General features: G+C 52.3%; 20 protein-coding genes, 2 tRNA genes, 1 rRNA gene and 1 pseudogene. 6 read left to right on the top strand and 18 right to left on the bottom strand.

Annotated features, from left to right (window positions below):
* Positions 1-24: 24 nt before the first annotated feature.
* The 5 genes from wzzE to trxA all read right to left on the bottom strand — a co-directional run bounded on the left by wzzE (position 25) and on the right by trxA (position 4,341).
* Positions 25-1,071 (bottom strand): ECA polysaccharide chain length modulation protein, encoded by a 1,047-nt coding sequence (gene wzzE, locus ABZJ92_RS09960; RefSeq protein ID WP_001295256.1) that lies wholly within the window; start codon positions 1,069-1,071, stop codon positions 25-27.
* Between the two features lie 11 nt (positions 1,072-1,082).
* Positions 1,083-2,186, bottom strand: coding sequence for a UDP-N-acetylglucosamine--undecaprenyl-phosphate N-acetylglucosaminephosphotransferase (gene wecA / locus ABZJ92_RS09955; protein WP_001050960.1), 1,104 nt, complete (start codon positions 2,184-2,186; stop codon positions 1,083-1,085).
* A gap of 239 nt (positions 2,187-2,425) precedes the next feature.
* Positions 2,426-3,685 (bottom strand): transcription termination factor Rho, encoded by a 1,260-nt coding sequence (rho, locus tag ABZJ92_RS09950; protein WP_001054527.1) that lies wholly within the window; start codon positions 3,683-3,685, stop codon positions 2,426-2,428.
* 84 nt (positions 3,686-3,769) lie between these two features.
* Positions 3,770-3,871 carry a rho operon leader peptide RhoL gene (rhoL, locus tag ABZJ92_RS09945; protein WP_001295255.1) on the bottom strand — a complete coding sequence of 34 codons (102 nt, stop codon included), beginning with the start codon at positions 3,869-3,871 and terminating at the stop codon, positions 3,770-3,772.
* A gap of 140 nt (positions 3,872-4,011) precedes the next feature.
* Positions 4,012-4,341: a thioredoxin TrxA gene (gene trxA, locus ABZJ92_RS09940; protein ID WP_001280776.1), complete on the bottom strand. Its 330-nt coding sequence runs from the start codon at positions 4,339-4,341 to the stop codon at positions 4,012-4,014.
* Between the two features lie 130 nt (positions 4,342-4,471).
* Between trxA and rhlB the strand changes: the two genes are divergently transcribed.
* Together rhlB and gppA are read left to right on the top strand one after the other, a co-directional pair.
* Positions 4,472-5,737 carry an ATP-dependent RNA helicase RhlB gene (gene rhlB, locus ABZJ92_RS09935; protein WP_000047499.1) on the top strand — a complete coding sequence of 422 codons (1,266 nt, stop codon included), beginning with the start codon at positions 4,472-4,474 and terminating at the stop codon, positions 5,735-5,737.
* A gap of 133 nt (positions 5,738-5,870) precedes the next feature.
* Positions 5,871-7,355 carry a guanosine-5'-triphosphate,3'-diphosphate diphosphatase gene (gene gppA, locus ABZJ92_RS09930; protein WP_000535982.1) on the top strand — a complete coding sequence of 495 codons (1,485 nt, stop codon included), beginning with the start codon at positions 5,871-5,873 and terminating at the stop codon, positions 7,353-7,355.
* 46 nt (positions 7,356-7,401) lie between these two features.
* Here the strand turns inward: gppA and rep are convergent, their stop codons facing one another.
* Entirely contained in the window at positions 7,402-9,423 is a 2,022-nt protein-coding gene (gene rep / locus ABZJ92_RS09925) for a DNA helicase Rep (protein WP_005051954.1), read from the bottom strand.
* Positions 9,424-9,509: 86 nt separating this feature from the next.
* Between rep and ppiC the strand changes: the two genes are divergently transcribed.
* Positions 9,510-9,791 carry a peptidylprolyl isomerase PpiC gene (ppiC, locus tag ABZJ92_RS09920; protein ID WP_001140256.1) on the top strand — a complete coding sequence of 94 codons (282 nt, stop codon included), beginning with the start codon at positions 9,510-9,512 and terminating at the stop codon, positions 9,789-9,791.
* A 45-nt stretch (positions 9,792-9,836) separates the two neighbouring features.
* Here ppiC and ilvC read toward each other — a convergent pair whose 3' ends face one another.
* The gene (ilvC, locus tag ABZJ92_RS09915; protein ID WP_005051956.1) at positions 9,837-11,312 is read right to left on the bottom strand and encodes a ketol-acid reductoisomerase; all 1,476 of its coding nucleotides are present in this window, start codon (positions 11,310-11,312) and stop codon (positions 9,837-9,839) included.
* 149 nt (positions 11,313-11,461) lie between these two features.
* Between ilvC and ilvY the strand changes: the two genes are divergently transcribed.
* Complete coding sequence (gene ilvY, locus ABZJ92_RS09910) at positions 11,462-12,352, top strand: HTH-type transcriptional activator IlvY (RefSeq protein WP_000365768.1); 891 nt, start codon at positions 11,462-11,464, stop codon at positions 12,350-12,352.
* On the opposite strand, the gene ilvA is transcribed toward ilvY, so the two are convergent.
* From ilvA to ilvL, 7 genes are all read right to left on the bottom strand, one after another.
* Positions 12,349-13,893 (bottom strand): threonine ammonia-lyase, biosynthetic, encoded by a 1,545-nt coding sequence (gene ilvA, locus ABZJ92_RS09905; RefSeq protein ID WP_000785599.1) that lies wholly within the window; start codon positions 13,891-13,893, stop codon positions 12,349-12,351. The two genes, ilvY and ilvA, sit on opposite strands and share 4 nt — an antisense overlap.
* Positions 13,894-13,895: 2 nt before the next feature.
* The gene (gene ilvD, locus ABZJ92_RS09900; protein ID WP_001127393.1) at positions 13,896-15,746 is read right to left on the bottom strand and encodes a dihydroxy-acid dehydratase; all 1,851 of its coding nucleotides are present in this window, start codon (positions 15,744-15,746) and stop codon (positions 13,896-13,898) included.
* Between the two features lie 64 nt (positions 15,747-15,810).
* A complete protein-coding gene (gene ilvE, locus ABZJ92_RS09895) occupies positions 15,811-16,740 on the bottom strand; it encodes a branched-chain-amino-acid transaminase (protein WP_000208517.1) in 930 nt (309 codons plus the stop codon).
* A 19-nt stretch (positions 16,741-16,759) separates the two neighbouring features.
* Positions 16,760-17,023 carry an acetolactate synthase 2 small subunit gene (gene ilvM, locus ABZJ92_RS09890; protein ID WP_000983255.1) on the bottom strand — a complete coding sequence of 88 codons (264 nt, stop codon included), beginning with the start codon at positions 17,021-17,023 and terminating at the stop codon, positions 16,760-16,762.
* Complete coding sequence (ilvG, locus tag ABZJ92_RS09885) at positions 17,020-18,666, bottom strand: acetolactate synthase 2 catalytic subunit (protein ID WP_001012613.1); 1,647 nt, start codon at positions 18,664-18,666, stop codon at positions 17,020-17,022. Before ilvG ends, ilvM begins: the two co-directional genes overlap by 4 nt.
* Positions 18,667-18,668: 2 nt before the next feature.
* On the bottom strand, positions 18,669-18,719 hold the full coding sequence (gene ilvX, locus ABZJ92_RS09880) for a peptide IlvX (protein WP_001387183.1): 51 nt from the start codon (positions 18,717-18,719) through the stop codon (positions 18,669-18,671).
* Between the two features lie 85 nt (positions 18,720-18,804).
* Positions 18,805-18,903 (bottom strand): ilv operon leader peptide, encoded by a 99-nt coding sequence (gene ilvL / locus ABZJ92_RS09875; RefSeq protein WP_001311244.1) that lies wholly within the window; start codon positions 18,901-18,903, stop codon positions 18,805-18,807.
* Between the two features lie 351 nt (positions 18,904-19,254).
* Here ilvL and ABZJ92_RS09870 point away from each other — a divergent pair.
* A pseudogene (locus ABZJ92_RS09870) lies at positions 19,255-20,734 on the top strand (YifB family Mg chelatase-like AAA ATPase).
* A gap of 24 nt (positions 20,735-20,758) precedes the next feature.
* On the opposite strand, the gene maoP reads toward ABZJ92_RS09870, so the two are convergent.
* Entirely contained in the window at positions 20,759-21,097 is a 339-nt protein-coding gene (maoP, locus tag ABZJ92_RS09865; RefSeq protein WP_000841001.1) for a macrodomain Ori organization protein MaoP, read from the bottom strand.
* A gap of 118 nt (positions 21,098-21,215) precedes the next feature.
* Between maoP and hdfR the strand changes: the two genes are divergently transcribed.
* On the top strand, positions 21,216-22,055 hold the full coding sequence (gene hdfR / locus ABZJ92_RS09860; protein WP_000379245.1) for an HTH-type transcriptional regulator HdfR: 840 nt from the start codon (positions 21,216-21,218) through the stop codon (positions 22,053-22,055).
* Between the two features lie 95 nt (positions 22,056-22,150).
* On the opposite strand, the gene ABZJ92_RS09855 is transcribed toward hdfR, so the two are convergent.
* The 3 genes from ABZJ92_RS09855 to rrf form a co-directional block, all read right to left on the bottom strand.
* A tRNA-Trp gene (locus tag ABZJ92_RS09855) sits at positions 22,151-22,226 on the bottom strand.
* An 8-nt stretch (positions 22,227-22,234) separates the two neighbouring features.
* A tRNA-Asp gene (locus tag ABZJ92_RS09850) sits at positions 22,235-22,311 on the bottom strand.
* Between the two features lie 54 nt (positions 22,312-22,365).
* A 5S ribosomal RNA gene (rrf, locus tag ABZJ92_RS22455) occupies positions 22,366-22,444 on the bottom strand; the annotation flags it as partial.

Here is a 22,444-nt window from a genome sequence, read left to right as displayed (position 1 = left end):
TTTGCGCTCACCGCAGCAGTGTTGCTATTTCGAGCAACGGCGGGTTAATGCGACACCAGCCCCGATCAGCCCCCCGACAATGCCCCACATAATCATCAGGAAGGCACGACGTGGGCTATCGCGTTTTACCGGTTCTTCCGGCGTACGCAAATAGCGATAGGTCTGAAAACGCGGATCCAGGGTTGGACCAACATTCAGGGTGTTTAACATGGCTCGATTCTGATCATAGTCGAGATCAAAGGCCGGACCGACGGCCTGTAAATTTTCCAGTCGAGCCTGGAGCATTGGACGCCCAAGCAGGAACATTTCTGAATCAGGTAATTCCTCGGCAGGCACATCTGTCGCACTGCGCGAAATATTATGCTGCTCAGCAATTTTCAGCGCCTGCTCAATACTGTTCATCCGGCGGTCGTAGATGGCTTTCGCCACCTCTTCCTGACGCTTCACCTGAGCTTTCATCTGGATGGTGCGTGCCGCCCATGCGCCTTTCAGCTCATCATTCAGATGGCTGGCTGCACGCTGGCTGGCAAAAGCAACATACTGACGTAACAGGTTATTAGCGTCAGGCGCGGTTTCGGCAATAAGCTTCACGCTGTCATTGACCGCGCGAGTAAAGTCTCCGGGGATAAACTGGATGTTGTTAATCATTTCATCCAGCAACGCCGCATCGGCTTTGCTGTTGCCCACCATCCGCTGTTTGTAATAGTCGGTTTGCAGCCAGAACTCTCTGCGGGTATCCCACGAGGCCAGTTGCATAACAAACTCTTTATAGGCTTCGTCCATGACCGATGGTTGATCGGCAGAAGCCATGTTTGAACGGACATCCAGGTTACGCAAAAATTGCTGCTGCGAGTAATATCCCCCCAGCATATTCACCGTTGGACGATCGGTAATCGCCGTCGAGCTCCACTCCTGACGAGCAAAAAAAGTATACGCCAGCGCGATTAACGCAAACGCCAGCCCCATGCCAATAATCCATAGCTTCCCAGCCCACAAGGTACGAAACAACCCACGAATATCCAGTTCATTTTCAGCGTCTTCGGCCGGTTTCCCAGGCATTGGTTGTGTCATCACATCCTCATTTATTTGGTTAAATTGGGGCTGCCACCACGATTTCTACGCAGTCTGCGTTTTACGCGCTTAATAAAGCGAGCAACTTTCCAGGCACGCTTAATGCAATATCCATAGAGGAAGAATGCTAGCAAAAAGAGCACCAGCATGACCCACTCCGGGACAAAATGAGAATATTCTGCCAGCACGCCAATGGAAGCGAGCAGTGCTGCGGCAAGGGTAATCAGCACAAACGCCTGACGGGAAGTAAACCCGGCACGCATGATCAAATGGTGAATATGCTGACGGTCAGGAGAGAATGGGCTCATGCCTTTACGCAGGCGACGGTACATAATCGCCACCATATCCATTAGCGGAATGGCGATTATCCACAAAGCGGTAACCGGGCTGATGGGATGGGTTTTGCCCTGGGTCGTTTCGAGCAGGATCCAGATAACGGTAAAACCAATCAGCGTACTGCCCGCATCACCCATAAAGACTTTGTAGCGGCGACCCAGGATACCAAGGTTAAGCATGATGTATGGCAGGATGGCGGCGATCATCGCAAAGCACCAGATTGCGAGGCTGGTTTGCCCGTCGAACCACAAAATCATACCGATTGCTGCAAACGAGACGCAGGACAACCCGCCCAGCAAGCCATCAATGCCATCAACCATGTTGAACGCATTAATGGCCGCCCAGACGGCAAATAGCGTCAGGAAGTAACCAAACGGTCCGAGCACCATCTCCCAGGAGCCAAAGATATAACCCAGGCTACTGAGATAAAGTTTGCCGAACACCATCATAACAATGCCAACAGCGGCCTGTATGGTGGCACGGATTTTTACGCTGATATCAAAACGATCATCCAGCGCGCCAATGAAAACAAGCACACCGGCACAAGCGAGATAGAGAGATGCATGCGGAATATAGTAATCGACAATTCCGAACGTGAAGCAAATCCCTGCGTAAACCGAAATCCCCCCAACGAGAGGTATCAATCCCTGGTGACGTTTGCGGAAGTTTGGTTTATCCACTAAACCGACTTTTTTTGCCACCTTACGGGCAAAAAACAGAAACAGTGTCGTGAATAAAAAAATACTGATGAGATCAGTACTCACTGTCAGTAAATTCACAATGCATGCTCTCAGAGAAAATTATTAGCAGAAGTATAACCACGAAGACCTTTATTCAGAAGGGAAAGTCCGTTCCGAACCCACCAGCCCTGTGCAAAAATCAACCATTTGATATGCAAATTGCATAACATGCCAGCAAATTCCAGGAATTTTCCTAACATCGCCAGCGCGACATTAAGATTACAGATATAAAAGCAAAACGCCACGTAAACACGTGGCGTTTTTGGCATAAGACAAATTTATGAGCGTTTCATCATTTCGAAGAAATCGTCATTGGTCTTGGTCATGGCCAGTTTATTAATGAGGAATTCCATTGCATCGATTTCGCCCATCGGGTGAATGATTTTGCGCAGGATCCACATTTTCTGCAGTTCTTCCTGAGTCGTGAGCAGCTCTTCTTTACGGGTACCGGAACGGTTGTAGTCGATAGCCGGGAAGACGCGTTTTTCAGCGATCTTACGAGAGAGGTGCAGTTCCATGTTGCCTGTACCTTTAAACTCTTCGTAAATAACTTCGTCCATTTTAGAACCGGTATCGATAAGCGCCGTCGCGATAATGGTCAGGCTGCCGCCCTCTTCCACGTTACGCGCCGCACCAAAGAAGCGTTTCGGACGATGAAGGGCATTGGCGTCCACACCACCGGTCAACACTTTACCTGACGCCGGAACAACAGTGTTGTAAGCGCGCGCCAGACGAGTGATGGAGTCGAGCAGAATGATAACGTCTTTCTTGTGCTCAACCAGGCGTTTGGCCTTCTCGATCACCATTTCCGCAACCTGAACGTGGCGAGATGCGGGTTCGTCAAAGGTAGAAGCAACAACTTCACCTTTTACCAGACGCTGCATCTCGGTTACTTCTTCCGGACGTTCGTCGATCAGCAGAACCATCAGCACACAATCCGGGTGGTTGTAAGCAATGCTCTGAGCAATGTTCTGCAGCAGCATAGTTTTACCGGCTTTCGGCGGTGCCACAATCAGACCACGCTGACCACGACCGATAGGTGATGCCAGATCCAGTACGCGAGCAGTTAAATCTTCAGTAGAACCGTTACCACGTTCCATACGCAGACGAGAGTTTGCGTGCAGCGGGGTTAAGTTCTCAAAGAGGATTTTGTTGCGGGCGTTTTCAGGTTTGTCGAAGTTAACTTCGTTAACTTTCAGCAGCGCAAAATAGCGTTCACCTTCTTTCGGCGGGCGAATCTTACCAGAGATGGTATCACCAGTGCGGAGGTTGAAACGGCGGATTTGGCTAGGGGAAACGTAGATGTCATCAGGACCGGCGAGGTAGGAGCTGTCTGCGGAACGGAGGAAACCAAATCCATCCTGCAATATCTCCAGTACGCCATCACCAAAGATATCTTCGCCACTCTTTGCGTGCTGCTTCAGGATGGCAAAAATAATGTCCTGCTTACGCATGCGAGCCAGGTTTTCCAGCCCCATATTTTCGCCGAGAGTGATCAGCTCAGAAACCGGCGTATTCTTTAATTCGGTAAGATTCATAGTGGTGTGAGTTCTTAAACTTGGGGTAAATCTCGAACTTAATGTTGTGAATGGTATGGCAGGATCATCCATGCCTGTTTACGGTCATCGACTCATGTCTTTTCGCTGCCTGGTCACAGGAGAGTACGCAGAACTGAAACGACAAGACGGATTGAGTGACGAGCCAGAAATCTGTTCACTTCGCATTTAAGATAAAACGGGAAGCGTTGGAAATTACAAGATTCAAACTTAATAAGGTATGTTTAATACGAAGTCAACACTAAGTTAGCATGACTCACGCCGGGCGTCCAGTTTTTAGCGACGGGGCACCCGAACATGAAATTCCCTTACGCCAGGTTAGCGTCGAGGAACTCTTTCAACTGACCTTTAGACAGTGCGCCCACTTTGGTTGCCGCCACTTCACCGTTTTTGAACAGCAGCAGAGTCGGGATACCACGGATGCCATATTTCGGCGCAGTGCCAGGGTTTTGATCGATGTTCAGTTTTGCAACGGTCAGTTTGCCCTGATATTCGTCAGCGATTTCATCCAGAATCGGGGCGATCATTTTGCACGGACCGCACCACTCTGCCCAGAAATCGACGAGGATCGCCCCGTCCGCTTTGAGTACATCCGTGTCAAAACTGTCGTCAGTCAGGTGAATAATTTTATCGCTCATATATAACTCCACAGGAATAAGCCTGGCGTGTTGGTTTCGTTGTTGGTGTAACATTAACCAACTAAAGGTTGACTTTATTTCACCGGATACGCTTTCGTAAAGCAATAGTAAGCTGATATTCTACCACACTATGAGCAAAACACATTTAACAGAACAGAAGTTTTCCGACTTCGCCCTGCATCCGAAGGTTGTAGAAGCCCTTGAAAAAAAAGGGTTTCATAACTGTACGCCCATTCAGGCACTGGCCCTTCCGCTGACGCTGGCGGGTCGTGACGTAGCCGGGCAGGCGCAAACCGGTACCGGGAAAACGATGGCGTTTCTTACGTCAACGTTTCATTATCTTCTCTCTCATCCTGCGATTGCCGATCGCAAGGTGAATCAACCGCGTGCCTTAATTATGGCACCGACGCGTGAACTTGCCGTGCAGATCCACGCCGACGCGGAACCGCTGGCGGAAGCTACCGGCCTGAAGCTGGGCCTGGCTTACGGTGGTGATGGCTATGACAAACAGCTGAAAGTGCTGGAAAGCGGCGTTGACATTCTGATTGGCACCACGGGTCGTTTAATTGACTACGCCAAGCAGAACCACATTAACCTCGGTGCCATTCAGGTAGTGGTACTGGACGAAGCCGATCGCATGTACGATCTAGGCTTTATTAAAGATATCCGCTGGCTGTTCCGCCGTATGCCGCCTGCAAATCAGCGCCTCAACATGCTGTTCTCCGCCACGCTTTCGTACCGGGTACGTGAACTGGCGTTCGAGCAGATGAACAATGCCGAATATATTGAAGTGGAACCGGAACAGAAAACGGGCCACCGTATTAAAGAAGAGCTTTTCTACCCTTCTAACGAAGAAAAAATGCGTTTGCTGCAAACGCTGATCGAAGAAGAGTGGCCAGACAGAGCGATTATTTTCGCCAATACCAAACACCGTTGTGAAGAGATCTGGGGCCACCTGGCGGCAGATGGTCATCGTGTCGGTTTGTTGACAGGCGATGTCGCGCAGAAAAAACGTCTGCGTATTCTTGATGAATTTACCCGTGGCGATCTGGATATTCTGGTTGCCACCGACGTTGCCGCGCGTGGTTTGCATATTCCGGCAGTGACGCACGTCTTTAACTACGATTTACCCGATGACTGTGAAGATTACGTTCACCGTATTGGTCGTACAGGTCGCGCAGGCGCAAGCGGTCACTCTATCAGCCTGGCGTGTGAAGAGTATGCATTGAATTTGCCTGCTATTGAGACCTATATTGGTCACTCAATTCCGGTAAGCAAATACAATCCGGACGCATTGATGACCGATCTGCCAAAACCGCTGCGCCTCACGCGCCCGCGCACAGGCAATGGTCCGCGTCGTACTGGCGCTCCGCGTAATCGTCGTCGTTCAGGTTAAATAAAATGTCATACTCAAAATCATTCAAACTGTATCAAGATGGCAAGAGAATGAATCCCGATGAGCTTACTGTAGTAAGTGATTCGGGTGAAAGAATGCAGCCAACACAGAGACAGATTGAAGGATGAAGAGTATGGGTTCCACCTCGTCGCTGTATGCAGCCATTGATCTCGGTTCGAATAGTTTTCATATGCTGGTTGTGCGCGAGGTGGCTGGAAGCATCCAGACGCTGACGCGAATTAAACGCAAAGTGCGTCTGGCTGCTGGCCTGAATAGCGAAAATGACCTCTCTAATGAAGCAATGGAGCGCGGTTGGCAATGTCTGCGCCTGTTTGCTGAACGTCTGCAAGATATCCCTCCCTCGCAAATTCGCGTTGTCGCTACGGCGACATTACGACTTGCCGTCAATGCGGGTGATTTTATTGCCAAAGCGCAGGAAATCCTCGGTTGTCCGGTACAGGTGATCAGCGGTGAAGAGGAAGCGCGTCTGATTTATCAGGGCGTTGCTCACACCACTGGTGGTGCCGATCAGCGCCTGGTGGTGGATATAGGCGGTGCCAGTACTGAACTGGTAACCGGCACGGGTGCACAAACCACCTCGTTGTTCAGCCTGTCGATGGGCTGCGTCACCTGGCTGGAACGCTATTTTGCCGATCGTAATCTGGGGCAAGAAAATTTTGATGCTGCAGAAAAAGCGGCACGCGAAGTGTTACGTCCGGTTGCCGATGAATTACGGTATCACGGCTGGAAAGTGTGCGTTGGTGCTTCCGGCACCGTGCAGGCGTTACAGGAAATCATGATGGCACAGGGGATGGATGAACGCATTACCCTGGAAAAGTTGCAGCAATTGAAACAGCGAGCCATTCATTGCGGTCGGCTGGAGGAACTGGAGATTGACGGGCTGACGCTGGAACGTGCATTAGTGTTCCCGAGTGGTCTGGCGATCCTGATCGCCATTTTTACCGAACTGAATATTCAGTGTATGACCCTGGCGGGCGGTGCGCTGCGTGAAGGCCTGGTCTACGGCATGTTGCATCTGGCCGTCGAGCAGGATATTCGCAGCCGTACACTGCGTAATATTCAACGCCGCTTTATGATCGATATTGATCAGGCACAGCGCGTAGCCAAAGTTGCGGCTAACTTCTTCGATCAGGTGGAAAACGAATGGCATCTTGAAGCAATAAGCCGCGATTTGCTCATCAGCGCCTGTCAGCTTCATGAAATCGGCCTGAGCGTTGACTTCAAACAAGCTCCGCAACACGCTGCTTATCTGGTGCGTAACCTGGATCTTCCCGGTTTTACCCCCGCACAGAAGAAACTGCTGGCGACGCTACTGCTCAACCAGACTAACCCGGTCGATCTCTCATCGCTGCATCAGCAAAATGCCGTACCACCGCGCGTCGCAGAACAACTCTGCCGTTTACTCCGCCTGGCTATCATTTTTGCCAGCCGTCGCCGTGACGATCTCGTGCCAGAGATGACATTACAGGCTAACCATGAACTGTTGACCTTGACGCTTCCGCAAGGTTGGCTAACCCAACATCCGCTGGGTAAAGAGATTATTGCTCAGGAAAACCAGTGGCAGAGCTATGTCCACTGGCCGCTGGAAGTGCATTAATGAGTAAGTGCCGGATGCGATGCTGACGCATCTTCTCCGGCCTTGATTATTTCCCTCGTTTTGCCGCCATCATCGCTTTCAGATTCGCCAGATGGCTTTGCCCTTTCTGCATCCGTTCTTCGGCACTGACCACTTTGCGCTCCTGTTCCCAAATCAGATCATCCTGCGGCAGCTCCAGCAAAAAGCGGCTCGGCTCCGGGCGCACCAGTTCGCCGTACTGACGGCGTTCTTTACACAGCGTAAAGGTCAATTCCTTCTGGGCGCGGGTAATGCCGACATAGGCCAGCCGCCGCTCCTCATCGATATTATCTTCATCGATACTGCTCTGGTGCGGCAAAAACCCTTCTTCCATACCGACCATGTAGACATAAGGAAACTCCAGCCCTTTTGACGCGTGGAGAGTCATCAGTTGCACCTGATCCAGCTCTTCTTCACTCTCACCACGCTCCATCATGTCGCGTAAAGTAAAGCGCGTCACCACCTGGGTGAGCGTCATCGGCTCATCCAGTTCGCTGCCTTCCAGCATCTCCGTCATCCAGCTAAACAGTTGGTTGACGTTCTTCATGCGCATTTCGGCAGCTTTCGTGCTGGGCGATGTTTCGTACAGCCAGGATTCATAATCCATGCCGTGGATCAGATCGCGCACCGCGGCAATCGGCTCCCGCTCCGCCAGACGCTGGATTTCTGCCAACCAGTGAGTGAAGCGGGTCAATGCTTCATAACCACGTCCGCTAAGCGTCTGACTCAGGCCCATATCAAAGCTGGCGGTAAACATGCTTTTATTGCGCGTCATCGCCCACTCACCCAGCTTTTTCAGCGTCGCCGGGCCAATCTCTCGCTTCGGCGTGTTAACGATACGCAGAAATGCGCTGTCATCGTCCGGGTTAGTCAGCACGCGCAGATAAGCCAGCAAGTCCTTGATTTCAGGACGAGAGAAAAACGACGTACCACCAGAAATTTTGTACGGGATGCGGTTTTGCATCAGGAATTTTTCAAACACCCGCGACTGATAGTTACCGCGATAAAGAATAGCGTAATCTTTGTACTGCGTTTTATTGACGAAGTGATGCGCAATCAGTTCACCAGTGACGCGCTCGGCTTCATGTTCTTCGTTATTCGCGCTTAAAACTTTTAGCTCTGTGCCGTAACCCAGTTCGGAGAACAGACGCTTTTCAAAGACGTGCGGGTTATTGGCGATCAGGATGTTCGCCGCTTTCAAAATACGTCCGGAAGAGCGGTAGTTCTGCTCAAGCTTAATCACCTTCAGCGCCGGAAAATCCTGGCTCAGCAGCACCAGGTTTTGCGGACGTGCGCCGCGCCAGGAGTAGATCGACTGGTCATCGTCACCCACCACGGTAAAGCGCGCGCGGCTGCCCACCAGCAGTTTCACCAGTTCATACTGGCTGGTGTTGGTGTCCTGATATTCGTCCACCAGCAGGTAGCGAATTTTGTTCTGCCAGCGCTCGCGGACTTCTTCATTGCGTTGCAGAAGTAGCGTCGGCAATAAAATCAGATCATCGAAGTCGAGCACATTACAGGCTTTCAGGTGTGCATCATACAGCCCATAACAATGGGCAAAAATACGGTCCCGCTCGCCAATCGCACTGGCTGCCGCCTGGGACGGTGTTTTGAGATCGTTCTTCCAGTTAGAGATGGTCGAAATCAACTGTTGCAGGAGAACTTTGTCATCTTCAATCAGCCCTTCGGTCAACTCTTTGAGCAACGCCAGCTGATCGGTATCGTCAAACAGCGAAAAGTTCGCCTTCATCCCCAGCGCCGCATACTCACGCTTGATGATATCCAGCCCCAGCGTGTGGAAGGTTGAGATCATCAGCCCATGCGCCTCTTTGCGACCCAGCGTCTGTCCGACACGCTCTTTCATCTCGCGCGCCGCCTTATTGGTAAAGGTCACCGCCGCGATATGTCGCGCCTGATAACCGCACCCGCGGATCAGATGGGCGATTTTATTGGTGATAACACGAGTTTTACCGGAACCCGCACCCGCCAGCACCAGGCAGGGGCCGGTAACGAATTCGACAGCTTGTTGTTGGCCGGGGTTTAGACGCATAGGAAAATCGCTCAATGAAAGTCGGGAGGGGAAAATAACAGCGTGGTAGTATAGCCAGCCTCATCCTTACCACTCAAGGCACGATCATGGCAAAAACAGCAGCAGCACTGCATATCCTTGTAAAAGAAGAGAAACTGGCTCTGGATCTTCTCGTGCAGATTAAGAACGGTGCCGATTTCGGCAAGCTGGCGAAGAAACACTCCATTTGCCCATCAGGCAAACGCGGCGGTGATTTAGGTGAATTCCGCCAGGGTCAGATGGTTCCGGCGTTCGATAAAGTTGTGTTCTCTTGTCCGGTACTGGAGCCAACCGGCCCGCTGCACACCCAGTTCGGTTACCACATCATTAAGGTGCTGTACCGTAACTAATAGCAAGGCCTTCTCCGGGAGAAGGCCTTGAACTCTGAATCGCTATTAACCCGCAACAGCAATACGTTTCATATCCGTCATATAGCCGCGCAGTTTCTTACCTACTTGCTCAATCGCATGGCTGCGAATCGCTTCATTTACATCACGCAGCTGCGCGTTATCTACCGCACCTTCCGGAATAGCTTTACCCAAATCGCCCGGTTGCAGTTCTGCCATAAACGGTTTCAGCAGCGGCACACAAGCGTAAGAGAACAGATAGTTACCGTACTCGGCAGTATCAGAGATAACCACGTTCATTTCATACAGACGCTTACGGACGATGGTGTTGGCAATCAGCGGCAGTTCGTGCAGTGATTCATAGTAAGCAGATTCTTCGATGATGCCGGAATCAACCATGGTTTCGAACGCCAGTTCAACGCCCGCTTTCACCATCGCGATCATCAGTACGCCTTTATCGAAGTACTCCTGCTCGCCGATTTTGCCTTCATACTGCGGCGCGGTTTCGAAGGCGGTTTTGCCGGTCTCTTCACGCCAGGTCAGCAGTTTCTTATCATCGTTGGCCCAGTCCGCCATCATACCGGAGGAGAATTCGCCGGAGATGATGTCGTCCATATGTTTCTGGAACAGCGGTGCCATGATCTCTTTCAGCTGTTCAGACAACGCGTAAGCACGCAGTTTCGCCGGGTTAGAGAGACGGTCCATCATCAGTGTGATACCGCCCTGCTTCAGCGCTTCGGTGATGGTTTCCCAACCGAACTGAATTAGTTTTTCTGCGTATGCCGGATCGGTGCCCTCTTCCACCAGCTTGTCGAAGCACAGCAGCGAGCCAGCCTGCAACATACCGCACAGGATGGTTTGCTCACCCATCAGGTCAGATTTCACTTCCGCAACGAAGGACGATTCCAGCACGCCCGCACGGTGACCACCGGTTGCTGCCGCCCATGCTTTAGCGATCGCCATGCCTTCGCCTTTCGGATCGTTTTCCGGGTGAACGGCAATCAGCGTCGGTACGCCGAATCCACGTTTGTACTCTTCACGCACTTCGGTGCCAGGGCATTTCGGCGCAACCATGACTACGGTGATGTCTTTACGGATCTGCTCGCCCACTTCGACGATGTTGAAACCGTGCGAGTAACCCAGCGCCGCGCCGTCTTTCATCAGTGGCTGTACGGTGCGCACTACATCAGAGTGCTGCTTGTCCGGCGTCAGGTTAACCACCAGATCCGCCTGTGGGATCAGTTCTTCGTAAGTACCCACTTTAAAACCATTTTCGGTCGCTTTACGCCAGGACGCGCGCTTCTCGGCAATCGCTTCTTTACGCAGAGCGTAGGAGATATCGAGACCAGAATCACGCATGTTCAGACCCTGGTTCAGACCTTGTGCGCCACAGCCGACGATGACTACTTTTTTACCCTGAAGGTAGCTCGCGCCATCGGCGAATTCATCGCGCCCCATAAAGCGACATTTGCCCAGCTGTGCCAGCTGCTGACGCAGATTCAGTGTATTGAAGTAGTTAGCCATGGTGATTCCTCGTGATGTTGTGCTTCTTATTGTTCGGTTCGCGTTTGCGAGATTGAATTCACTATATGACAGGAAATTTATTGCGGAAATTGATATATTCACAACGTCACATTGCAATTTCTGCAACGTCAACATTGAGGGCTGCGCCATTGGATTTACGCGATCTGAAAACCTTCCTGCATCTGGCGGAAAGCCGCCATTTTGGCCGCAGCGCGCGGGCGATGCACGTTAGCCCGTCCACGCTCTCACGGCAGATTCAGCGCCTGGAAGAAGATCTCGGCCAGCCGCTGTTTGTGCGCGATAACCGCACGGTGACGCTGACTGAAGCGGGCGAAGAACTGCGCGTTTTCGCCCAGCAAACGCTGTTGCAGTATCAGCAGCTGCGCCACACCATCGACCAGCAAGGGCCGTTGCTCTATGGCGAATTACATATCTTCTGCTCGGTGACCGCCGCTTACAGCCATCTGCCGCCGATTCTGGATCGCTTCCGCGCGGAACACCCGTCGGTGGAGATCAAACTCACTACCGGTGATGCGGCAGATGCAATGGAAAAAGTCGTCACAGGTGAAGCTGATCTGGCGATTGCCGGGAAGCCAGAGACTCTGCCCGGCGCGGTGGCGTTTTCGATGTTGGAGAATCTGGCAGTGGTGTTGATTGCACCCGCATTGCCCTGCCCGGTGCGTAATCAGGTTTCTGTCGAAAAGCCGGACTGGTCAACGGTACCGTTTATCATGGCCAATCAGGGGCCGGTGCGCCGCCGCATTGAGTTGTGGTTCCGACGCAATAAAATCAGTAACCCGATGATTTACGCCACGGTTGGCGGGCATGAAGCGATGGTATCGATGGTGGCGCTCGGCTGTGGCGTGGCATTGTTGCCGGAAGTGGTGCTGGAAAACAGCCCCGAACCGGTGCGTAACCGCGTGATGATTTTAGAGCGCAGCGATGAGAAAACGCCGTTTGAGCTGGGCGTGTGTGCGCAGAAAAAGCGGCTACATGAGCCGCTAATTGAGGCATTCTGGAAGATTTTGCCGAACCATTAACCCGCCAAAAAGAACCTGAACGCCGGGTTATTGGTTTCGTCGTGGCAATCGTAGCCCAGCTCATTCAGCCGGGTTTCGAAATCCGGTTCATGGTCGCCAAGTTCGAACGCCGCCAGTACGCGCCCGTAGTCGGTGCCATGGCTGCGATAGTGGAACAAAGAAATGTTCCAGTGCGTACCCAGCGTGTTGAGGAAGCGCAGCAGCGCGCCCGGTGATTCCGGGAATTCGAAGCTGTAGAGGCGTTCCTGCAACGGATGTGACGGACGCCCGCCGACCATATAGCGCACATGCAACTTCGCCATTTCGTCGTCGGAGAGATCCACCACGCTGTAGCCGCCGTCGTTGAGCATCTGCAAAATTTCTTTGCGCTCTTCGAGGCCGCGGCTCAGGCGCACGCCGACAAAGATGCAGGCGTTTTTGGCATCGGCAAAACGGTAGTTGAACTCGGTGACCGATCGCCCGCCAAGCAGTTGGCAGAATTTGAGGAAGCTGCCTTTTTCTTCCGGAATGGTCACCGCCAACAACGCTTCACGCTGTTCGCCCAGTTCGCAGCGTTCCGAGACGTAGCGCAGGCCGTGGAAGTTCACGTTGGCACCGGAAAGAATATGCGCCAGCCGTTCGCCGCGAATGTTGTGCTGGGCGATATATTTTTTCATTCCCGCCAGCGCCAGCGCGCCAGAGGGTTCCGCCACCGCACGCACATCTTCGAATAAATCCTTCATCGCCGCACAGATCGCATCGCTATCGACGGTGATGATGTCGTCGAGATACTCCTGGCATAAACGGAAGGTTTCGTCACCGATGCGTTTTACCGCGACACCTTCGGCGAACAGTCCCACGCGTGGCAGATCAACCGGATGACCCGCATCCAGCGCTGCTTTCAGGCAGGCGGAGTCTTCCGCTTCTACGGCGATCACTTTGATTTGCGGCATCAGTTGTTTGATCAGCACCGCTACGCCCGCCGCCAGACCGCCGCCGCCGACTGGCACAAATACGCGGTCGAGATGGGCGTCCTGCTGGAGCAGTTCCAGCGCCAGCGTGCCTTGCCCGGCAATCACCATCGGATGGTCGAACGGCGGCACCCAGGTGAACCCCTGCTGCTGTGACAGTTCGATCGCTTTAGCTTTCGCTTCGTCAAAGTTCGCGCCATGAAGCAGCACTTCGCCGCCGAATCCACGTACCGCATCGACTTTGATGTCGGCGGTGGCGGTTGGCATAACGATCAGGGCCTTCACGCCTAACCGCGCAGAAGAAAACGCGACGCCCTGCGCGTGGTTACCCGCAGAAGCAGTGATCACGCCGTGCGCTTTTTGTTCTTCCGTCAGGCCCGCCATCATGGCGTATGCGCCGCGCAGCTTAAAGCTGTGCACTGGCTGGCGATCTTCGCGCTTCACCAGAATGACGTTATCAAGACGCGACGACAGTTTTTCCATTTTTTGTAGCGGCGTAACCTGCGCCGCCTCGTAAACCGGCGCGCGCAGCACTGCTCTTAAATATTCGGCACCTTCCGGAGCACCGGACAGGGGTTGCGAGTCAGCCATTATTAACCCCCCAGTTTCGATTTATCGCGCACCGCACCTTTGTCGGCGCTGGTTGCCAGGCTGGCGTAGGCGCACAGGGCAAAGGAAACCTGACGTTCACGGTTTTTCGGCGTCCAGGCTTTGTCACCCCGAGCTTCCTGCGCTTCACGACGCGCCGCCAGTTCGGCATCGCTTACCTGTAACTGAATGCCACGGTTCGGGATGTCGATAGCGATCAGGTCACCATCTTCAATCAGACCAATGCTGCCGCCGCTTGCCGCTTCCGGTGAGACGTGGCCGATGGAAAGACCAGAGGTGCCGCCAGAGAAACGACCGTCGGTGATCAGCGCACAGGCTTTACCGAGACCCATTGATTTCAGGAAGCTGGTTGGGTAGAGCATTTCCTGCATGCCAGGGCCGCCTTTCGGGCCTTCATAGCGGATCACCACCACATCGCCCGCGACAACTTTGCCACCGAGGATCGCTTCTACCGCGTCGTCCTGGCTTTCGTACACTTTCGCCGGGCCGGTGAATTTGAGGATGCTGTCATCGACGCCCGCGGTTTTCACGATGCAGCCGTTTTCAGCAAAATTACCGTAGAGCACCGCCAGGCCGCCGTCTTTGCTGTAGGCGTGTTCCAGCGAGCGGATACAGCCGTTTGCGCGATCGTCATCGAGAGAATCCCAACGGCAATCCTGCGAGAATGCCTGTGTAGTACGAATGCCCGCAGGGCCTGCGCGGAACATATTTTTTACCGCGTCATCCTGGGTCAGCATAACGTCGTATTGTTCCAGAGTTTGCGGCAACGTCAGGCCAAGTACGTTTTTCACATCACGGTTCAGTAACCCCGCGCGATCCAGTTCACCGAGAATACCGATAACACCACCAGCACGGTGAACATCTTCCATATGGTATTTTTGGGTGCTCGGCGCAACTTTGCATAACTGCGGGACTTTACGCGAAAGTTTGTCGATATCACTCATGGTGAAGTCGATTTCCGCTTCCTGCGCCGCCGCCAGCAGGTGAAGTACCGTGTTGGTAGAGCCGCCCATCGCGATATCCAGCGTCATGGCATTTTCAAACGCCGCTTTGCTAGCAATATTGCGCGGCAGTGCACTTTCGTCGTTTTGCTCGTAGTAACGTTTGGTCAATTCAACAATGCGTTTACCGGCATTGAGGAACAACTGCTTACGGTCCGCGTGGGTTGCCAGCAGCGAGCCGTTGCCCGGCTGCGACAGGCCCAGCGCTTCGGTCAGGCAGTTCATTGAGTTAGCGGTAAACATCCCGGAGCAGGAGCCGCAGGTCGGACACGCGGAACGTTCAACCTGATCGCTCTGGGAGTCAGAAACTTTCGGGTCTGCGCCCTGGATCATCGCATCAACCAGATCGAGTTTGATTATCTGATCGGACAGTTTGGTTTTCCCGGCCTCCATCGGGCCGCCGGAAACAAAGATCACCGGAATATTCAGGCGCAGGGAAGCCATCAGCATCCCCGGGGTGATTTTGTCGCAGTTAGAGATGCAGACCATGGCGTCGGCGCAGTGGGCGTTGACCATATACTCAACGGAATCAGCGATCAGTTCGCGAGATGGAAGTGAATAAAGCATCCCCCCGTGGCCCATGGCAATCCCATCATCCACCGCAATGGTGTTGAACTCTTTGGCAACGCCGCCAGCCGCTTCAATTTGTTCGGCGACCAGTTTACCGAGATCGCGCAGATGGACGTGACCCGGTACAAATTGGGTGAACGAGTTCACAACCGCGATAATCGGCTTGCCAAAATCGGCGTCGGTCATTCCGGTGGCGCGCCACAGCGCACGAGCACCCGCCATATTACGACCATGAGTGGTGGTGGCGGAACGGTACTTAGGCATACTTTATTTACTCCCAGTGTCTGTCTCGTAAATGGGACGGTGCGTGCCGTCCCATTTTTTGTATTTATTGATTAACTTGATCTAACCAGCCCCATTTATCTTCGGTTTCGCCAGTGAAGAGGCCGAAGAAGGCTTGCTGAATGCGTTTGGTAACCGGGCCACAACGGCCTTCGCCAATCTGAATACCGTCTACGCTGCGCACTGGCGTGATTTCTGCCGCCGTACCGGACATAAAGACTTCATCCGCCAAGTACAGGGATTCGCGCGACAGCACCTGCTCACGCACTTCAATTCCCAGCTCTTTCGCCAGTTTGATGATGGCATCACGGGTAATACCCGGCAGCGCGGAGGAGGTGAACGGTGGGGTGAACAGCACACCATCTTTCACTTCAAACAGGTTTTCGCCTGCGCCTTCAGAGATATAACCGTTCACATCCAGCGCGATACCTTCCTGATAACCGTGGCGGCGCGCTTCGCTACCCACCAGCAGGGAAGAGAGATAGTTACCACCGGCTTTTGCCGCAGTTGGGATGGTGTTTGGTGCTGCGCGGTTCCAGGAGGAAACCATCGCATCGATCCCCTGCTCCAGCGCTTCTGCGCCCAGATACGCTCCCCACGGGAAAGCGGCGATAATCACATCGGTTGAGTATCCCGCTGGCGGGTTTACTCCCATGCCAACATCACCGACGAAGATCAGCGGACGGATATAGGCGCTGGTGAGATTGTTTTTGCGGATCACGTCACGACAAGCTTCCATCAGCTCATCAATGCTCTGTGAAACCGGGAAGCGATAGATTTTGGCGGAGTCATGCAGACGCTGCATATGCTCACGATGGCGGAATACAACCGGTCCTTTGTGTGAGTCGTAGCAACGGATGCCTTCAAAAACCGAGGTGCCATAGTGCAGCGCGTGCGACATCACATGCACCTTCGCGTCTTCCCAGCGAACCATCTCCCCATTGAACCAAATGTAATCAGCTTTCTTCGTGGTCATTTTTATATTCCTTTTGCGCTCAGGCGCGGATTTGTTGTGATGTGGTTGTGCTCTGGCAGATGGCAACGTGTGCGACGTCCACCAGTTTATTTAACTGACTAAACAGTAAGTCGACCGACCGTGGGCTGGCAACGGTCAATTCGATATTTATATTTTGTGCATCGCTGGCGGCAGCCATATTCATTGAGCAGACGTGGAAACCACGATGACGCACCACGCGTAAAACACGTTCTAAGGTTTCCGGATTGAAGCGAGCCGATACATTGACCTGATGTTGCATCATGATAATTTCTCCAACATTTCTGAATTACTGGCACCTGGCGGCACCAGCGGCCAGACGTTCTCAAGTTCGTCGATTGAGACATGAAGCAGGTATGGCCCATCACTGTTCAGCATGGTGTCGAGTGCCGCTTCAACCTGGTCTTTACGGGTGATGTGTTGGCCAGGGATGCCGAAGGCGCTGGCTAACATGAGGAAATCGGGGTTATCGGTAAGGGTGGTTTCGCTGTATCGTTCCTGAAAAAACAGTTGCTGCCATTGTCGAACCATCCCTAACCGTTGGTTATCGAGTAAGACGATTTTCAACGGTAACTGCTTGCGTTTTACGGTGCCCAGCTCTTGCACATTCATCATGAAAGAGCCGTCACCGGAGATACAGACAACGGTATCGTTCGGTCGCGCGACTTGTGCGCCAACTGCCGCCGGTAAACCAAAACCCATGGTACCTAAGCCGCTGGAGGTGATGAAATTTTCCGGGCGAGTGTGGGCGATGTGCTGCGCAGCCCACATCTGGTGCTGCCCCACATCTGTGGTCACGACGCAATCCGCAGGTTTACGATCCGACAGTTGTTTTAACAACAACGGAGCGTAGATAGCGTCACCGGGATGGTCGTAACGCCAGGAATGTTCATCACGCAGCTGCGCGCAGTGTTGCTGCCAGTCATTGATATTTAACGGCTGCTGTAATGCTGGTAACAGAGCATTTAAATCACCTTGTAATGCCACATGTGCCTGACGCAGCTTGTTCATTTCTGCCGGGTCGATATCCATATGGATAACACTGGCGTGTGGTGCGAAGGTGTTCAGTTTGCCGGTCACCCGGTCATCAAAACGTGCACCCACGGCGATCAGCAGGTCACACTCCTGCACCGCGAAGTTTGCCGCTTTGGTTCCGTGCATCCCCAGCATGCCCAGATAGTACGGATAATCTGCTTCTACTGCGCCCAGCCCTTTCAGCGTACAGGTGGCAGGCATTTTTGTGGCAGCGAGAAATTCACGCAAAGCCGGAACTGCCTGCGCCATCCCCACGCCACCGCCAACGTACAGCATCGGTTTTTGCGCTTTTGCCAGCATCTGGCGCGCTTGCTCGACTTCGGCATGTGGGAAAGTCACTTCGTTTTCAACGGTGGTGAACCACGGTTCCAGATCGCCGCTGGCTAACTGGATATCTTTTGGGATATCGACCAGAACCGGACCAGGACGACCTGAGCTGGCAACGTCGAATGCTTCAGCCATGATGCGCGGCAACTCTTCCAGAGACTGCACCAGAAAGCTGTGCTTGGTACAGGCTAACGACAATCCCAGGACATCCACTTCCTGAAATGCGTCGGTGCCGATAAACGGTGCGGACACCTGACCAGTGATGGCAACGACAGGGATGGAATCTAACAGTGCGTCCGCAAGCCCGGTTATCAGGTTGGTTGCGCCCGGACCAGACGTGGCGATACATACGCCAGTTTTACCGGTAGCACGGGCATAACCGATAGCCGCCATTGCCGCACCCTGCTCATGTCGGCACAGCAAGTGCTCCACGCCGCCGTCATACAATGCATCGTAAACCGGCATAATTGCGCCACCCGGATAACCGAAAACGGTGTTCACACCCTGTGCCCGCAACGCATGTACCACCCACTGTGCGCCATTCATAGTTAGTTCCCCGTCCTGAATCTTGAGAAACAGAATTTTGTGCTGTTATTCATTGTCTGCTCCTCGGTTATGTTTTTAAGGTCAAAAAAACCCCCGGACCTTTCGGTGCGGGGGTCTTAGTTCGTTAAGGCTTGATCTCTAAGCCTTTCCTCGTCCAAGTGCAGCCCCGCACGGTGGGATAATAATCACCACCACGCTAATCACGACCAGGCTAATCACTCGTAGAAGGGCTGTCATTTTGTCTTTTCTTGCATCTTGTTCGAAGGAATGCCTAAAGAGTTACCATAGATTTTGCGAATAGCACAAGATATTTTTGGGCCTATTTTTATGATGGCTTTAATAATTTCAATAGAAATTGTTGTTTTTTAAAAAGAAAATAGTGAGTGAAAAAATTCAATTTCAGTATAAATGTTGTTCCCTTCCTCGTAGTTCATCCTTTGTCCGCTGCATTTTTGCGAGCATCATTCCACCGCCAGAACAACTCAACTTCACTTGCACAAATAAACAGGAATCAGCCACTAAAATTCACGAATTAGCGGGCTACAGCAGCGATATCTTATGCACATAATGGTGACTCAAGGAGGGTTTATGTCACTGTCAATTGTTCATACCCGCGCAGCCCTGGAAGTAAATGCGCCCCCAATCACTGTTGAGGTACATATCAGTAAAGGTCTACCCGGCTTAACGATGGTGGGCTTAACAGAAACAACGGTGAAAGAAGCTCGCGATCGCGTGCGCAGCGCCATTATCAATAGCGGATATGAATATCCGGCGAAAAAAATCACCATCAACCTTGCTCCAGCCGATCTGCCAAAAGAAGGGGGACGATATGATTTACCTATCGCCATTGCGTTGCTGGCGGCCTCAGAACAGCTTACAGCCAATAAGTTAGATGAATATGAATTAGTCGGAGAACTAGCGCTTACAGGCGCTCTGCGTGGCGTTCCCGGTGCAATCTCCAGTGCAACTGAAGCTATTAAGTCGGGCAGAAAAATTATCGTCGCGAAAGATAACGAAGATGAAGTGGGGCTAATTAACGGTGAAGGATGCCTGATAGCCGATCATCTGCAGGCTGTCTGTGCGTTTCTGGAAGGTAAGAACACTCTCGAACGCCCGAAACCAACTGATGCAGTATCCCGGGCGCTACAACATGATCTCAGTGATGTTGTCGGTCAGGAGCAAGGAAAACGAGGACTGGAAATTACCGCCGCTGGTGGGCACAACCTTTTACTGATTGGGCCGCCGGGAACAGGTAAAACAATGCTCGCCAGCCGTATTAATGGCCTGTTGCCAGATTTAAGCAATGAAGAGGCACTGGAGAGCGCTGCGATATTAAGTCTGGTAAATGCTGAATCAGTACAAAAACAATGGCGGCAGCGCCCGTTCCGCTCACCTCATCACAGTGCGTCGTTAACTGCGATGGTGGGCGGTGGTGCAATTCCAGGGCCAGGTGAAATTTCGTTGGCGCATAACGGCGTGCTTTTTCTTGATGAGCTACCTGAATTTGAACGGCGTACACTGGATGCCTTGCGAGAGCCGATTGAATCCGGGCAGATCCATCTTTCACGCACACGAGCAAAAATAACCTATCCAGCCCGTTTCCAGCTTGTTGCGGCGATGAATCCCAGCCCTACCGGACATTATCAGGGAAACCATAACCGCTGCACGCCAGAACAGACATTACGTTATCTCACTGGAGATCCCATTACCACCCCCCGGCATTTTGAGTAAAACGGTAGTGCCGGGAGAAAGCAGCGCCACCGTTAAACAACGCGTAATGGCCGCCAGAGAGCGCCAATTTAAGCGGCAGAATAAACTGAATGCCTGGCTGGATAGTCCGGAAATACGCCAATTCTGCAAACTTGAGAGCGAAGATGCGATGTGGTTGGAAGAAACGCTGATCCATCTGGGGTTATCGATTCGTGCCTGGCAGCGGTTACTGAAAGTTGCACGAACCATTGCTGATATTGATCAGTCTGACATTATCACACGTCAGCATTTGCAGGAGGCAGTTAGCTATCGTGCGATTGACCGTTTGCTCATCCATCTGCAAAAACTACTGACATAAAAAAAGGGCATTTCGCCCTTTTTATTAATCGTCAGAATCGGTGTAGTCTTCAGCACCTTCAACCTGCGGTTTACCGCCGGAAAGGGTGTGAAAACGTTTTGGACGCTTAATACGCGTCATATACTTGGACCACACGCGTTCTGCTTCTGTCACTGGCTCACGTTCGCCACGGCATACTGCTACGAAGAGTTTCTCTTCCTCGGTAACCGGCTCGCGTTTGCCAAGATCCAACTCATTGAAGGCATAACCATGACGCTCAAGCAGTTGTGCCTCTTTGATGGTGAAATCACCATGACGAGAGAATCCACGTGGATAATGTTTATTGTCGAAATATCGATTAGTCGTCGTAAAGCTTTCCGCCATCCTGCACGCTCCTAATTCTTTGACCGAGCTAGTTATGGCGCGGAGTATTAGTTACGCTTGACAGAGTGTAAAACAAAACATTTAAATCATAACGACAAATAATTTTGCGGAGAGCACTGTGGATACGGAATTGTTAAAAACTTTCCTGGAAGTTAGCCGAACGCGTCACTTTGGTCGAGCGGCTGAATCGCTCTATCTGACCCAGTCAGCAGTGAGCTTTCGAATCAGACAACTGGAAAATCAACTGGGTGTGAACCTTTTCACCCGCCACAGAAACAATATCCGTTTAACCGCTGCCGGTGAAAAACTACTGCCTTATGCAGAAACGCTCATGAGCACCTGGCAGGCCGCCCGCAAGGAGGTGGCGCATACCTCACGACATAACGAGTTTTCTATCGGTGCCAGCGCCTCGTTGTGGGAATGTATGCTTAATCAGTGGTTGGGACGCTTGTATCAAAATCAGGATGCCCATACAGGCTTACAGTTCGAAGCGCGAATTGCCCAACGGCAGTCTCTGGTAAAACAGCTGCATGAACGCCAGCTTGATCTTCTTATTACCACTGAAGCGCCCAAAATGGACGAATTTAGTAGTCAGTTGCTGGGGTATTTCACTTTAGCGCTTTATACCAGTGCCCCTTCTAAACTAAAGGGAGATCTTAACTATCTGCGACTGGAGTGGGGGCCAGATTTTCAACAGCATGAGGCAGGTTTGATCGGTGCTGACGAAGTTCCCATTCTGACAACCAGTTCTGCTGAACTGGCACAGCAACAGATTGCGATGCTTAATGGTTGCACCTGGCTACCCGTCAGCTGGGCGCGTAAAAAAGGCGGCCTGCATACCGTTGTCGATAGCACAACACTTTCACGGCCGCTTTATGCCATATGGCTGCAAAATAGCGATAAAAATGCGTTGATTCGCGATCTTTTGAAAATTAACGTGCTGGATGAAGTGTATTAATCTGAATGGCTGGCAAGGATGCCGGTAGAAGGATTTACTTCGGAGAGGATTATTTCAGATAAAAAAAATCCTTAGCTTTCGCTAAGGATGATTTCTGGCAGGGGCGGAGAGACTCGAACTCCCAACACCCGGTTTTGGAGACCGGTGCTCTACCAATTGAACTACGCCCCTAATTAGGGTGGCGGAACGGACGGGACTCGAACCCGCGACCCCCTGCGTGACAGGCAGGTATTCTAACCGACTGAACTACCGCTCCACCGAATTCTTTTACAACCACCGGTTTTACGACCGGCTTACTGCTTAATTTGATGCCTGGCAGTTCCCTACTCTCGCATGGGGAGACCCCACACTACCATCGGCGCTACGGCGTTTCACTTCTGAGTTCGGCA

The organism is Shigella sp. FJ200513, from assembly GCF_040495915.1.
Taxonomy (GTDB): domain Bacteria; phylum Pseudomonadota; class Gammaproteobacteria; order Enterobacterales; family Enterobacteriaceae; genus ECMA0423.
The sequence above is the reverse complement of the archived record's forward strand: the minus strand, read 5'-3'. Positions and strand labels throughout refer to the sequence as shown.